Source organism: Streptomyces sp. NPDC005863, assembly GCF_042871345.1.
In the GTDB taxonomy this organism is placed as follows: domain Bacteria; phylum Actinomycetota; class Actinomycetes; order Streptomycetales; family Streptomycetaceae; genus Streptomyces.
In genome coordinates this window covers 261,916-275,837 of sequence record NZ_JBIAII010000001.1, presented here as the reverse complement: position 1 = coordinate 275,837, position 13,922 = coordinate 261,916, and the positions used below count along the sequence as shown (strand labels likewise).

Below are 13,922 nucleotides of genomic sequence, written 5' to 3'. Positions count from 1 at the left end.
CTCCGTCCGTACGGTGCGCAGCATGGGTACCAAGACAGACGACGCGACCGTGACCAAGGCCGCCACCGGAGCCAAGGACGCCGACCAGACCGAGGAAGTGACCGGTTCCGACACGTCGGAAGCGAAGACCGAGGCCGGAGCCGATGCCGAGGTGGACGAGGACGCGGTCGAGGCCGACGACGCGTACGACACGACGGGCCCGGCCGTCCGGTCCGCCGGCGTCGGCCAGGGCGCCGCGGCCGTCGTCTCCGCCGCGCTCGGCGTGATCGGCCTCTCCGGCGGCTGGCTCGGCACCATCGCCGGGGCCCGCTCGAACATCATGGGCCAGCTGGAGACCAAGCAGTCCGCCAGCGTCTCCGACCAGCTCCAGGCCATGTACGGCGACTCCTGGCAGGCCACCGCGCTGATCGCCGGCATCTTCGCGGTCTCCGCGCTGATCGTCGGCTTCGTGGTCCTGGTCAGGCCCGCCTTCGGCGCCCCCGGCAAGGAGCAGGCGCCGTGGATCAAGTCCGTGGCGTGGGCGGGTGTCGCGCTCGGCGTGATCGGGCTGATCCTCGCCGTCGCCAAGTACAGCGACCTGCTGCTCGGACTGCCCTCCGCACCTTCCTGAGCCGTCCGCGCCCGCGCATAAGGCAGGGGCGGGGCAGGGGCTAAGGCCCCCGCCCCGCCCCTCGTCGCGTCTAAGGCCCCCGGCGCTCCGGAGATGCGGCAGCCGCCCGATGTGGGGGACCCCCCTGGGAAACGACAGTGGAGACATCGCAGAGAACGACACCGGCGATACCGACCACGACCCGAGGGGTACGAGATGTTCGAGTACGAGATGCACCAGATGCGCGCCGCCGAGCTGGCCCGGGTGGCCGACCGGCAGCGCCGGGTCACCGAGGCCCGCAAGGTCCGCGCCGCCGCCCGCCGGTCGGCCCGCCACGAAGGAGAGGGGCGGGTGAGCGCGACGCTCCGGCTGCGCACGATCCGCTTCACGCGGACCGCCTGACGTGAAAGGGCCGGTCAACCCGGTGTCCGCCCCTCGGATATCGGGTGCCGCGCGGTCGGCACGCTGTGCGATGCTCGCCGCTGTGGAGACCAGGTCTGTCAGCCCCGTGTTCGTCGGCCGCGCCGCTGAACTGGGCGTACTGAACGAAGCGCTCGCCCGCGCCACGGGCACCCCGCGCGAGAGCGCCGGGGGCCCCGGCCCGGGCGAGCCGCAGGCGTTGCTGCTCGGCGGGGAGGCGGGCGTCGGCAAGACCCGCCTGGTGGAGGAGTTCACCGCGGCCGCCGAGCGGCAGGGCGCCGTCGTCGCGCTCGGCGGCTGCGTCGAGATCGGCGCCGACGGCCTGCCCTTCGCGCCCTTCGCCACCGCCCTGCGCGCGCTGCGCCGCCGGCTCCCCGACGAACTGGCCGCCGCGGCCGAGGGCCAGCAGGAAGAGCTCGCCAGGCTGCTGCCCGAACTGGCCGCGCCCGCCCCGCACATCCAGGGCCACGCCTCCGGCGGCCGCTCCGACGAACAGGGCATGGCCCGGCTCTTCGAACTCACCGCCCGCCTCCTGGAACGCCTCTCCCAAGGCCGCACCCTGGTCGTCGTCCTGGAGGACCTGCACTGGGCCGACGCCTCCACCCGCCACCTCCTCGCCTACCTCTTCCGCACCCTGCGCGGCGGCCGCCTGGTCCTGCTCGCCACCTACCGCGCCGACGACATCCACCGCCGCCACCCGCTGCGCCCCCTGCTCGCCGAACTCGACCGGCTGCGCACCGTGCGCCGCGTCGAACTGGGCCGCTTCAGCAGGGACGAGGTCGCCCGCCAGATGGCCGGGATACTGGAGGCCGAACCCGAACCCGGCCTGGTCGACGACATATTCGACCGCTCCGACGGCAACGCCTTCTTCGTCGAGGAGCTCGCCGTCGCCTCGCACGGCGGCAGCTGCGCGAGCCTGTCCGACTCCCTGCGCGACCTCCTCCTGGTCCGCGTCGAGGAACTGCCCGAGGACACCCAGCGGGTGGCGCGGATCGTCGCCGAGGGCGGCTCCACCGTCGAGTACGCCCTGCTCGCCGAGGTCGCCGGGCTCGGCGAGGACGACCTCATCGAGGCGCTGCGGGCCGCCGTCGGCGCCAACATCCTGCACGCCTCGCCGGACGGCGACGGCTACCGCTTCCGGCACTCCCTGGTCCGCGAGGCCGTCAGCGACGACCTGCTGCCCGGCGAACGCTCCCGTATCAACCGCCGCTTCGCCGAGGCCCTGGAGGCCGAGCCCGCCCTGGTCTCCGCCGACCAGCGCGCCGCCCGCCTCGCCGCCTACTGGTACCACGCACACGACGCCGCCAAGGCGCTGCCCGCCGTGCTCGCCGCCTCCGTCGAGGCCCGCCACCGGCACGCCTACGCCGAACAACTGGGCCTGCTCGAACGGGCGATGGAGCTGTGGGACGACGCCCCCGAGGCCGTCCGCGACGCCCTGCGCCCCGCCGACTTCGTCGAGGGCTACCCGTCCTGCGGCTGCGACCCGGCCACCCCGCTGCAGTACCTGGACCTGATGGCCGAGGCCACCGTCGCCGGACGCCTGTGCGGCGAACGCGAGCGCGCCCTGAAGATCACCAAGCGCGCCCTGCGCCTCCTGGCGGAGGAGAAGGACCCGTTGCGCTCCGCCTGGTTCTGGGTGTCCCGCTCCCGCCTCGTCTCCACCCTCGGCCGCGGCGACGGCTGGACGGAGATCGCCAAGGCGCAGGAGCTGATGCGCGGCCTGCCGCCCTCCGAGGTGCACGCGGACGTGCTCGTCCACCGCGCCTCCTGGGGCATGCTCCACGACCCGGGCCCCGAGACCATGGCCGCCGCCGAACGCGCCGTCGAGTACGCCCGCATGGTCAAGGCCGACTCCATCGAGCTCAACGCCCGCCTCACCCGCGGCAACCTCCTCATCGAGGCCGGCGACCCCGAGGCAGGCCTCGCCGAGATGTACGAGGTCAGAGAGCGCGTCATCGCCGAGGCCCTGGTCACCGACCTGAGCCGGGCGCACATCAACCTCCCCTCGGCCCTGGAGGGCGTCGGCCGCTCCGCCGAGGCCGTACGCGTCGCCATGGAGGGCATCGAGTTCTGCCGGAAGTACGGCCTGGTCGACACCGAGGGCTGGGTCTGGGCCAATGCCGCCGAGTCGCTGCTCTCCGTCGGCCGCTGGGACGAGGGCGCCGAGGCCGCCGCCCGGACCCAGCGCCGCGCGCAGAGCGCCAAGCCCCGCGGCACCGCCGAGATGTGCTCCGCCCGCCTGGCGCTCTTCCGCGGCGACTACGCCGCCGCCACCCGCCACATCCAGTCGGCCCACCACCACTACGGCAGCCACGACCCGCAGCCCCAGTACACCCTGCCGCTCATCCGCATCGCCGTCGGCATCGCGGCCGGCGAGGGCCGCATCCTGGACGGCCGCGCCGAGGTCGAGCGCGCGCTGGCCACCGGCTTCCCCGTGGGCACCCAGCGGTACGGCTGGCCCCTGCTCCTGGCCGCCGCCGCCATGGAGGCCGACACCCGCGGCCTGCCCGCCGCCGAGGCGGGCCGACCCGCCGCCGTGAGCCGCATCCGCGCCGCCGCCAAGACCCTCGCCACCCCCATCCCGCTCTGGCGGGTCTACGACGAGTGGACCCGCGCCGAACTGCTCCGCGCCGAAGGCCGCGACGGTCCGGACGACTGGTGCGCCGTGGTCGCCGCCCTCACCCCTCTCGACCGCCCCCACGACCTCGCCCTCGCCCGCCTGCGCCTGGCCGAAGCCCTCCTCGCACCGGACACCACCGACCGCGACCGGGCCGCCCACCTGCTCCGCCTGGCCAAAGAGGTGGCCGACCGGCTCGGCGCCCGGCCCCTGTCGGACTCCGTCACCGGCCTCGCCCAGCGCGCTCGCCTCACCCTGAACCCCGCGGAGGCCACGCGCGCGCCCGCCGCCCCCGCCGACCCGGCCGAGGCGCTCGGCCTGACCAGCCGGGAGCGGGACGTGCTGCGCCTGGTGGCGGTGGGCCGCAGCAACCGCCAGATCGCCGAGGAGCTCTTCATCTCCCCGAAGACGGCGAGCGTCCACGTCTCCAACATCCTGGCCAAGCTGTCCGTCACCGGCCGCGGCGAGGCCGCCGCGCTCGCCCACCGGCTCCGCCTCTTCCCGACGGCCGGCGAGCCCGCCCCACACTGACGCACACCCCTACCGCTGACCTGCGCCTTCCGGGTCCCGGCCGGTTCCGGGCCGGCTCGCTTACGCTTGACGGCAGAGACCCGGCTCCTGGGAGGCGCAGTGTTCAATGCGATCGAGGCCCTGTTCGCGCCGGGGCGCAAGCACACGGACGACGAGCAGAAGCGCCTTGAGCTGACCCGCGTCGACCTCGCCGACGGCGATCCGGGGCGCGGGCCGATAGATCTGACCTCGGGCAAGGTGGTCGTTCGCCCACCGGTCCCGTCCCCGCGTCCCGACGACCCCTCGGCCACCGACGACCCCTCGGCCACCGAACGGGCCGACGACTCCGACAGCTGACCGACTACGTCACCTGGACCTCAAGGATCTTGTCGTCCCCCTTCTCGGGCGTCCCGCGCGTATCGGTCTCGCTGGTGACCACCCACAGCTTGTCGCCGCCCGCGGCCACCACCGTGCGCAGCCTGCCGTACGCACCCTTCAGGAAGTCCTGCGGCTCCGGCTCGCCCTTCACGCCCCGCACCGGGACGCGCCACAGCCGTTCGCCGCGCAGGCCCGCCAGCCAGACGGAACCCTCGGCATAGGCGACGCCGCTCGGTGAGGCCTGTGAGGTCTTCCACTGGGCCACCGGATCGCGGAAGCCCTTCTCGCCCGCCTTGCCCTCGGCCTCGGGCCAGCCGTAGTTGCCGCCCGCCTTGATCTCGTTCAGCTCGTCCCAGGTGTCCTGGCCGAACTCCGAGGCCCACAGCCGCTTCTGCTCGTCCCAGGCCAGGCCCTGCACATTGCGGTGTCCGTACGAATAGACGGGGGAGTCGCCGAAGGGATTGCCGGGTGCCGGGTCGCCGTCCGGGGTGAGGCGGAGGATCTTGCCGCCGAGCGACTTCTTGTCCTGCGCGAGGCCGGTCTCGCCGGTCTCACCGGCGCCCGCGTACAACATCTTGTCCGGGCCGAACGCGATCCGGCCACCGTTGTGGATCATGCCCTTGGGGATGCCCTTGAAGACGGTGTCGGGCGCGCCGAGCTGCTGGCCGGAGGGTTTCTTCTCGTCGTACAGCATGCGGGCGACGCGGTTGTCGGACTCCGTCGTGAAGTACGCGTACACCAGGTGGTCCGATGCGTACGCCGGGGAGAGCGCGAGGCCCAGCAGGCCGCCCTCGCCGCCGGGGGAGACGCCGGGCACCGAGCCGACCTTCTTCTTCTCGCCCGTCTTCCCGTCGACCCGGGTGATCGTCCCCTCGTCCCGCGAGGACACCAGCAGGTCGCCGCCGGGCAGCGGCGCGAGGCCCCAGGGGGACTTGAGGTCCGTGGTGAGGGTGCGGGTGACCTTCGCGGAACCCTTCTCCGGCGGGGCATCGGCGCCCGCCTTGCCGGTGGAGGGCGGACCGGTCCCCTCCCGCCCGGGCGGGCTCTCGCGGTGGGACGGCTCGTCGTCGCCGGAGGAGCACCCGGCCGCGAACACGAGGGCGGCGGCGGCCAGCACGGCTGTGACAGCAGGTCGTTGCACGATCAGGATCCCTTCGACGCGGCGCTTCTCCTGTTCATACACCGCTCGCGCCCCGAGGGGTCCCGTTCCCCCGCCACGACATCGGGACTCAGTCCCATGAACCCAGCGCCGCAGGCAGCGCGGCGATCTCCGCCAGGTCCGCCTCCGTCAGCCGCACCGCCGCCGCGGCCGCGTTCTCCACCGCCCAGCGCTCCCGCTTGGCCCCGGGTATCGGCACCACGTGCGGGCCCTGCGCGAGGACCCAGGCCAGCGCGGCCTGCGCCGGCGTCGCCCCGTGCCGCTCCGCGACCCGGCGCAGCCCCACCACCAGCGACTGGTTGGCCGCCATCATCTCGGCGGTGAAGCGGGGGTGGCGGGCCCGCAGGTCGTCCGGCTCGAACCCCTGGCCCGGCGTCAGCGTCCCGGTGAGGAAACCGTTCCCCAGCGGCATCGCCGCGAGCACCCCGACCCCGCGCGCCGCGCACCACGGCAGCAGCGTGTCCAGCGCCTCCGGCGACCACACCGACAGCTCGGCCTCCACCGCGGTGACCGGGAAGACCTGCTGGATCCGCTCCAACTGCCGGACCGTTCCGTCGTACAGGCCAGGGCCCGGCCGGCCCGGCGCCGCACGCCGGTGCGAACGCGCCCCCATCGCGCACAGGCCGAGCGCCCGCACCTTCCCGGCCGCGACGAGTTCGGCCATCGCGCCCCAGGTCTCCTCTATCGGCACCTCGGGGTCGGGGCGGTGCAGCTGGTACAGGTCGATGGTGTCGGTCTGCAGCCGCCGCAGCGACGCGTCGCAGGCCCGCTTCACATAGCCGGGGCGGCCGTTGGCGACGATGTGCTGATCGCCGACGAGCAGCCCGCACTTCGTCGACACGAACGCCTCCGCCCGCCGCTCCTTGAGCACCCGGCCGATCAGCAGCTCGTTGGTGAAGGGCCCGTACATGTCCGCGGTGTCGAGCAGCGTCACCCCGCGCCCCGCCGCGGCCGCCGCGTCGAGAGCCGCGTGCACCGTGCGCAGCGACGCGTCGCCGCGCTGCCGCGAGCCGGTGTACGCCCAGCTCATCGGCATGCAGCCGAGTCCGACGGCGCCCACTTCGAGCGCCCCCGCGCCGATCGTCCTGCGCTCCACCTGGCCGTACCCTCCCACTCCTCGTCCGGAGATCATCAAAACTAACCGCTGCCGCGACAGCTCCGGGCGCTGCCTCCCCGCGGGCGGTGCGTGAGCGGCGCGCATTAGCCTCCAGCCATGACGACAGACGTATGGCTTCCGTACGCGGCGCACGAGATCCCGGGGCTGCCCGAGGCCTCCGGAGCCGGATTCACCTACCGATTCTGGGCGGGCGGCCCGGAGTTCCCCGCGGACCCGGCCGACTGCGCCTTCTACGTGGTGCCCTATATGAAGACCTCGGAGATCGCCGTACGCCCGCTGTCCGCGATGACGTCGCTACGCGTCGTACAGACCCTGACCGCGGGCATCGACCACGTGCAGCCCGGGATCCCGCTCCTCGCGCCCGGTGTGCGCTTGTGCAACGCCCGCGGGGTGCACGAGGCGAGCACCGCCGAGCTCGCCCTCACCTTGATCCTCGCCTCCCTGCGGGGCATTCCGCGCTTCGTCGAGGGGCAGCGGCGGGAGGAGTGGCGGTCCGGGTTCTATCCGGCGCTCGCCGACAGGTCGGTGCTCATCGTCGGGTACGGGTCGATCGGCGCCGCCATCGAGGACCGGCTCGCCCCCTTCGAGTGCGCGCGGGTGGCGCGCGTCGCGCGCTCCGCACGCACCACGGAGCGCGGCCCCGTGCACCCGCTCACCGAACTGCCGTCGCTGCTGCCCGAAGCGGACGTCGTCATCCTCTCGACCCCGCTCACCGATGCCACCCGCGGGCTGGTGGGAGCCGACTTCCTGGCCCGCATGAAGGACGGCGCGCTGCTCGTGAACGTCGCCCGCGGACCCGTGGTCGACACCAAAGCGCTCATGACCGAACTGGAGTCGGGACGGATCACCGCCGCCCTCGACGTGACCGACCCGGAACCGCTGCCCGCCGGCCACCCCTTGTGGCACGCTCCGGGAGTGCTCATCAGCCCGCACGTCGGAGGCTCCACCTCCGCCTTCGAGCCGCGCGCCAAGCGTCTGCTGGCCGCGCAGCTGAGTTCGTACGCGGCCGGGAAGCCTCTCGACAACATCGTGCTCACCACGGGCAGTTGATCACCCGGGAGCGATTTGCGCACGCTCCGCGTCCGCCTGCGTGCGCCTCGTGTTCGCTTCTCCGCCTGCCGTCACGGAGCGTAGAGGAGCTATGTCCCTGAGTGACGAGTCTGGTGTATCGTCCCGATTGGGGATGCGCCGTGAACCGTTCGGCGCGGGGACGAGATGTTGAGAACTGCGAGGGGGGCGACGGGCGATGCACGGCCTATGGGCGAAAAATCCGACGCGGCGGGAGCGCAGCCGACGCCTCTGGCGTGCACCTGCCCGCCGACGCAGGCGAGTCGGGAGCCGCGCGAGCGGCCGACGCCGCACCCACCAGCGCCCGTGCCGGCCCGGCCGGCGCACGGGTCGGACGGACACGGGAGCGGCACGGACCAAGGCGGCCCGGTGAGCGGCCGGGTGGCCTCCACCGCCGTCCTCGACGCCGGCGTGGCGACCCTGTCGCGGCGGGCGCCGTCGGTCCGGCGTCCGCTGCACGGCGGCCGCGGTCCGGCCTCCCAGGTGGCGCTCCTGCTGATCTGCGGGGCTTACGCCACGGGATCCGCGCTCGGCTGGGGCTCGCCCCAACTGGCCCGGTTCATGGGCGACTTCGGCCTGAGTGTAGCCGCCGGAGCCGCCGCGATCTCCTGCTTCCGGTACGCCCGCACCCGGCACAGCCGCTTTCGACCCGCATGGCTGCTGTTCGCGCTCTCCTCCGCGATGGCGGCGTGCGGCAACGCGGTCTGGGGGTGGTACGAGGTCGTGCTCGACGCGGAGGTGCCGGCGCTCAGCCTCGCCGACGTGTTCTTCGTCTGCTTCGCCCCGCCCGCCATCATCGGCCTGCTCGTGCTCGCCAAGCGCCCGGTGACCAGGGCGGGTTGGATCTGCCTCGGCCTCGACGCCTGGCTCATCGGGGGCTCGCTCCTCACCCTCTCCTGGAGCCTCGCCCTCGCCCGCGCCGCGAGGTTCGAGGGCCAGGGCGTGCTGCAGGGCGCGCTCGCCCTCGCGTACCCCCTCCTCGACATCGCCCTGGTCAGCGTGGTGCTCGCGCTGCACTTCAGGCGCTCGGCCGCCCAGCGCGCCCCGGTGAACACCGCGATCGGCGCGCTCGCCCTGACGGTGATGTGCGACGCGCTCTTCAGCACCCCGCTCCTGAAGGACACCTACCAGTCGGGCCGGATCCTGGACGCCGGCTGGTTCGCGGGCTCGCTGCTCCTCGCGTACGCCCCATGGGCCGCCCCCTGGCACGCGCGCGGGGCGCACGGCACGGACTCCGCGCACGTGCCGTACGACAGCGAACCGCAGGAGCCGCGCCCCGCGGCGCCCCGCCCGATCGCCGGCTCCCTCGCCGCCCTCACCCCGTATCTGGCCGCCGCCGTCTGCACGTTGGGGATCCTCTACAACGCGCTCAGCGGCCAGAGCGTCGACCGCGTGGTGCTCTTCACCGGCGGCGCCGTGGTGCTCGCCCTCGTCGTGCGCCAGGGCATCATGCTCATGGACAACATCACGCTCACCCAGGAACTGGCCCAGAAGGAGAACCACTTCAGGTCCCTGGTCCAGGGCTCCAGCGACGTCATCATGATCGCCGCGCCGAACGGCATCCTGCGGTACGTGAGCCCGGCCGCCGCCGGGGTCTACGGCCGCGAGGCGGACGACCTCGTCGGCTCCGAACTGGCCACCCTCATGCACCCGGAGGACCTCGGCCGCGTCGTCCACGAGATCCGCAGGTTCCTCGCCGCCGACCCCGCGGAGGAGTCCACCACCCGCATCGAGTGCCGCTTCAAGTCCGGTGACGGCGCCTGGCTGAACGTGGAGTCCACCGTCAACCGCCACCACGGCGGCCTCATCTTCAACAGCAGGGACGTCACCGAACGGGTCAGACTCCAGGCGCAGTTGCAGCACAACGCCGAGCACGACCCGCTCACCGACCTGCCCAACCGCGCCCTGTTCACCCGGCGCGTCGGCCAGGCACTGGCCGGCCGCAGAGTGACTGACCGCGGCACGGCCGTGCTCTTCATCGACCTCGACGGCTTCAAGGCCGTCAACGACACCATCGGGCACCAGGCCGGTGACGAGCTCCTGATCCAGGCGGCGCGCAGACTCCAGGAGGCGGTGCGTTCGGGCGACACCGCCTCCCGGCTCGGCGGCGATGAGTTCGCGGCTCTCATCGTCGGCGACGGGACCAGGGACCAGGCCGCCAGGGAACGGCACATCTACGAGCTGGCCGACCGGCTGAGAATCACCCTCTCCCAGCCCTACGCCATCGACGGCAACGACGTGCGCGTGGCGGCCTCCATCGGCGTCGCGTTCGCCGAACCGGGCATCGGTGCGGGGGAGTTGCTGCGCAACGCCGACCTGGCGATGTACCGCGCGAAGGCCGCGGGCAAGGGCCGCGTCGAGCTGTACGCACCACAGATGCAGGCCGACGTCGTGCGCAAGGCGGAGCTCGCCACCCGGCTGCGCGCGGCGCTGCACGACGGCGAGTTCGCGCTGCTCCACCAGCCCGTGGTCCGCCTCGACGACGGCCGGATCACGGCGGTCGCGGCGCAGGCCCGCTGGCGCTCGGCGCAGGGCATCCTCTTCACGCCCGCCGAGTTCCTCAGGGTCTCGGAGACCCGGGACGGCAGGGAGGGCAAGGAGAGCGCGGCCCGCGCGGCCGAGCTCGGGCGCTGGATGTTCGAGGAGGCCGTCGAGCAGGCCGCCGAGCGCGGCAGGGCCGGCCACGCGGTGCCCGTCGCCGTTCGGATGAGCGCCCGCAGGCTCGTCGACCGCTCGCTGCCGATGGGCTCCATCGAGGCGCTCCTGACCCGGCACGGCCTGCCCTCCGGCGCGCTCATCATCGAGCTCACCGGCAGCGACCCCCGGGTCTCCCTGGACGAGCTGGAGCGGCGCCTCGCGGCCCTGCGCAGGCTCGGTGTGCGCATCGCGCTCGACGGCTTCGGCAGCGGTTACGCGGCGATCACCGCGCTGCGCAGGCTCCCCGTCGACATCCTGAAGCTGGACCGCGGTCTGGTCGAGGGCGTCGTCGAGTCCGCGCGGCTGCACAAGATCACCTCCGGACTGCTGCGCATCGCGGGCGACCTCGGGCTGATCTCCGTGGCCGACGGCGTCGACGAACCGGAACAGGTGGCCGCGCTCCGCGCGATGGGGTGCACACACGGCCAAGGGGCGGCGTTCGCGGGCCCGCTCGACGAGTACCGGCTGCGCCGCGCGCTCTCCCTCGGGGAGTATCCGGTGCCGCTCGGTCCCGCCGAGCCGGTCCTCGCGGGCGGGCCCACGGGGCCGTACGCGGGCAGCGCCTCCGCCGGGTACCCGGGCGCCCCCACGGGGACGTACGGCGTGCCGCAGGCGGTGTACACGGGCGGCCCCACGGCCTACGCCCGTTCACATGATGAGACCCCCGTCCCACCTACTTGACAGGCACTGTGTGCCGGGGGGAGGGTCAATGCCATGCGCACCCGAATTCTCGTACTTGGAAAGCGCGTCGGCTGAAGCTGGGACTGACCGGTCCGAACACCGGAGTCCCCGCGACCGCACCCGGCGCGCTCCCCTCGCTTGCCTCACGGCACGAGGGGTTTTTTGTTGCACTGGCACCCGCCAAATCCCCGCAAAACCCCCGCAAAAACCCTCAGCTTCGAGAAGAGAATGCCGATGACCGAGCAGGCCACCGGGGCCCACCATCCGCAGCCGCGGCCCCGAACCTCAGGACAGCAGCCCGCCCCCGTCGAGCACGTCACGGGTGCGCAGTCCCTCATTCGTTCTCTCGAGGAAGTCGGGGCCGACACGGTGTTCGGCATTCCCGGCGGAGCCATCCTCCCGGCCTACGACCCGATGATGGACTCCACCCGGGTGCGCCACGTCCTGGTCCGCCACGAGCAGGGTGCGGGGCACGCGGCCACCGGGTACGCGCAGGCCACCGGCAAGGTCGGCGTCTGCATGGCGACGAGCGGCCCCGGCGCCACCAACCTGGTCACGCCGATCGCCGACGCCCACATGGACTCCGTCCCGATGGTCGCGATCACCGGCCAGGTGGCCTCCAAGGCCATCGGCACGGACGCCTTCCAGGAGGCGGACATCGTCGGCATCACGATGCCGATCACCAAGCACAACTTCCTGGTCACCAAGGCCGAGGACATCCCGCGCACCATCGCCGAGGCCTTCCACATCGCCTCGACGGGACGCCCGGGCCCGGTCCTCGTGGACATCGCGAAGGACGCGCTGCAGGCGCGGACGACCTTCTCCTGGCCGCCGCAGCAGGACCTGCCCGGCTACCGCCCGGTGACCAAGCCGCACGCCAAGCAGATCCGCGAGGCCGCCAAACTCATCACGGCGGCCAGGCGCCCGGTCCTGTACGTCGGAGGCGGCGTCCTCAAGGCGCAGGCCACCGCCGAGCTGAAGGTCCTGGCAGAGCTCACCGGAGCGCCCGTCACCACCACCCTGATGGCGCTCGGCGCATTCCCCGACAGCCACCCGCTGCACGTGGGAATGCCGGGCATGCACGGTGCGGTCACCGCCGTCACCGCGCTGCAGAAGGCCGACCTGATCGTCGCCCTCGGAGCCCGCTTCGACGACCGCGTCACCGGCAAGCTGGACAGCTTCGCCCCGTACGCGAAGATCGTCCACGCCGACATCGACCCGGCCGAGATCGGCAAGAACCGGGCCGCCGACGTGCCGATCGTCGGTGACGCCCGCGAGGTCATCGCCGACCTGGTGCAGGCCGTCCAGGCCGAGCACACCGAGGGCCACACCGGCGACTACACCGCCTGGTGGACCGACCTCAACCGCTGGCGCGAGACCTACCCGCTGGGCTACACGCAGCCCGAGGACGGCTCGCTCTCCCCGCAGCACGTCATCGAGCGCATCGGCGAACTCGCCCCCGAGGGCACGATCTTCGCGGCGGGCGTCGGCCAGCACCAGATGTGGGCCGCGCACTTCATCCAGTACGAGAAGCCCGCCACCTGGCTCAACTCCGGCGGCGCCGGGACGATGGGGTACGCGGTCCCCGCCGCGATGGGCGCCAAGGCCGGCATGCCCGACCGCGCGGTCTGGGCGGTCGACGGCGACGGCTGCTTCCAGATGACCAACCAGGAACTCACCACCTGCGCCCTGAACAACATCCCGATCAAGGTCGCCATCATCAACAACGGCGCCCTCGGGATGGTCCGCCAGTGGCAGACGCTCTTCTACAACCAGCGCTACTCCAACACCGTCCTGCACAGCGGTCCCGAGGACATCGGCCCCAACAAGGGCACCCGCGTCCCGGACTTCGTGAAGCTGTCCGAGGCCATGGGGTGTGTGGCGCTGCGCTGTGAGCGCCCCGAGGACCTCGACAAGGTCATCGCCGAGGCCAACGCCATCAACGACCGGCCCGTCGTGGTCGACTTCATCGTCCACGAGGACGCCCAGGTGTGGCCGATGGTCGCGGCCGGCACCTCGAACGACGAGGTCATGGCCGCCCGGGGCGTCCGCCCCGACTTCGGCGACAACGAAGACGACTGAGACCGAGAGCGAAAGAGAGACCACGAGTCATGTCCACCAAGCACACGCTCTCCGTCCTGGTCGAGAACACCCCCGGCATCCTCGCCCGGATCGCCGCCCTGTTCTCGCGCCGCGGCTTCAACATCGACTCCCTCGCCGTGGGCGTCACCGAGCACCCCGACATCTCCCGCATCACCATCGTGGTGAACGTCGAGGACCTGCCGCTCGAACAGGTCACGAAGCAGCTCAACAAGTTGGTCAACGTCCTGAAGATCGTCGAACTGGAGCCGGGCGCGGCCGTCGCCCGCGAGCTCGTCCTCGTGAAGGTCCGCGCCGACAACGAGACGCGCTCCCAGATCGTCGAGATCGTCCAGCTGTTCCGCGCCAAGACCGTGGACGTCTCCCCGGAGGCCGTCACCATCGAGGCGACCGGCAGCAGCGACAAGCTGGAGGCCATGCTCAAGATGCTGGAGCCCTTCGGCATCAAGGAGCTCGTCCAGTCCGGCACCATCGCGATCGGCCGCGGCTCCCGCTCCATCACGGACCGCAGCCTGCGGGCGCTCGACCGCAGCGCCTGACCGGCACCCGCCGGCACCCCTCTCGGATACCGAGACCCGAGACCTTC

General features: G+C 72.7%; 10 protein-coding genes. 8 read left to right on the top strand and 2 right to left on the bottom strand.

Annotated elements, in window-relative coordinates:
- Positions 1–22 precede the first annotated feature (22 nt).
- The 4 genes from ACFYO9_RS01185 (at position 23) to ACFYO9_RS01170 (ending at position 4,493) form a co-directional block, all read left to right on the top strand.
- Positions 23–610, top strand: a complete 588-nt coding sequence (locus ACFYO9_RS01185; RefSeq protein WP_358709419.1) for a hypothetical protein — start codon at positions 23–25, stop codon at positions 608–610.
- A gap of 195 nt (positions 611–805) precedes the next feature.
- A complete protein-coding gene (locus tag ACFYO9_RS01180; protein ID WP_355811466.1) occupies positions 806–991 on the top strand; it encodes a hypothetical protein in 186 nt (61 codons plus the stop codon).
- A 70-nt stretch (positions 992–1,061) separates the two neighbouring features.
- Positions 1,062–4,157 (top strand): AAA family ATPase, encoded by a 3,096-nt coding sequence (locus ACFYO9_RS01175; protein ID WP_355811469.1) that lies wholly within the window; start codon positions 1,062–1,064, stop codon positions 4,155–4,157.
- A 99-nt stretch (positions 4,158–4,256) separates the two neighbouring features.
- On the top strand, positions 4,257–4,493 hold the full coding sequence (locus ACFYO9_RS01170) for a DUF6191 domain-containing protein (protein WP_358774045.1): 237 nt from the start codon (positions 4,257–4,259) through the stop codon (positions 4,491–4,493).
- 4 nt (positions 4,494–4,497) lie between these two features.
- Here ACFYO9_RS01170 and ACFYO9_RS01165 read toward each other — a convergent pair whose 3' ends face one another.
- Together ACFYO9_RS01165 and ACFYO9_RS01160 are read right to left on the bottom strand one after the other, a co-directional pair.
- The gene (locus tag ACFYO9_RS01165; protein ID WP_358774043.1) at positions 4,498–5,655 is read right to left on the bottom strand and encodes a PQQ-dependent sugar dehydrogenase; all 1,158 of its coding nucleotides are present in this window, start codon (positions 5,653–5,655) and stop codon (positions 4,498–4,500) included.
- An 88-nt stretch (positions 5,656–5,743) separates the two neighbouring features.
- Positions 5,744–6,769, bottom strand: coding sequence for an aldo/keto reductase (locus ACFYO9_RS01160; RefSeq protein ID WP_358709422.1), 1,026 nt, complete (start codon positions 6,767–6,769; stop codon positions 5,744–5,746).
- A gap of 117 nt (positions 6,770–6,886) precedes the next feature.
- Between ACFYO9_RS01160 and ACFYO9_RS01155 the strand changes: the two genes are divergently transcribed.
- The 4 genes from ACFYO9_RS01155 (at position 6,887) to ilvN (ending at position 13,875) form a co-directional block, all read left to right on the top strand.
- Positions 6,887–7,840 carry a 2-hydroxyacid dehydrogenase gene (locus tag ACFYO9_RS01155; RefSeq protein WP_355811479.1) on the top strand — a complete coding sequence of 318 codons (954 nt, stop codon included), beginning with the start codon at positions 6,887–6,889 and terminating at the stop codon, positions 7,838–7,840.
- 387 nt (positions 7,841–8,227) lie between these two features.
- Complete coding sequence (locus ACFYO9_RS01150; protein ID WP_388665880.1) at positions 8,228–11,236, top strand: EAL domain-containing protein; 3,009 nt, start codon at positions 8,228–8,230, stop codon at positions 11,234–11,236.
- 234 nt (positions 11,237–11,470) lie between these two features.
- The gene (locus tag ACFYO9_RS01145; RefSeq protein ID WP_355811481.1) at positions 11,471–13,318 is read left to right on the top strand and encodes an acetolactate synthase large subunit; all 1,848 of its coding nucleotides are present in this window, start codon (positions 11,471–11,473) and stop codon (positions 13,316–13,318) included.
- A 29-nt stretch (positions 13,319–13,347) separates the two neighbouring features.
- Positions 13,348–13,875, top strand: coding sequence for an acetolactate synthase small subunit (ilvN, locus tag ACFYO9_RS01140; RefSeq protein ID WP_355811484.1), 528 nt, complete (start codon positions 13,348–13,350; stop codon positions 13,873–13,875).
- The last annotated feature ends 47 nt before the right edge of the window (positions 13,876–13,922 follow it).

Excerpts from the sequence above, each read along its gene's own strand:
- ACFYO9_RS01185 (WP_358709419.1), top strand. The coding sequence starts at position 23 with ATGGGTACCAAGACAGACGACGCGACCGTGACCAAGGCCGCCACCGGA.
- ACFYO9_RS01180 (WP_355811466.1), top strand. The coding sequence starts at position 806 with ATGTTCGAGTACGAGATGCACCAGATGCGCGCCGCCGAGCTGGCCCGG.
- ACFYO9_RS01175 (WP_355811469.1), top strand. The coding sequence starts at position 1,062 with ATGCTCGCCGCTGTGGAGACCAGGTCTGTCAGCCCCGTGTTCGTCGGC.
- ACFYO9_RS01155 (WP_355811479.1), top strand. The coding sequence starts at position 6,887 with ATGACGACAGACGTATGGCTTCCGTACGCGGCGCACGAGATCCCGGGG.
- ACFYO9_RS01145 (WP_355811481.1), top strand. The coding sequence starts at position 11,471 with ATGACCGAGCAGGCCACCGGGGCCCACCATCCGCAGCCGCGGCCCCGA.
- ilvN (WP_355811484.1), top strand. The coding sequence starts at position 13,348 with ATGTCCACCAAGCACACGCTCTCCGTCCTGGTCGAGAACACCCCCGGC.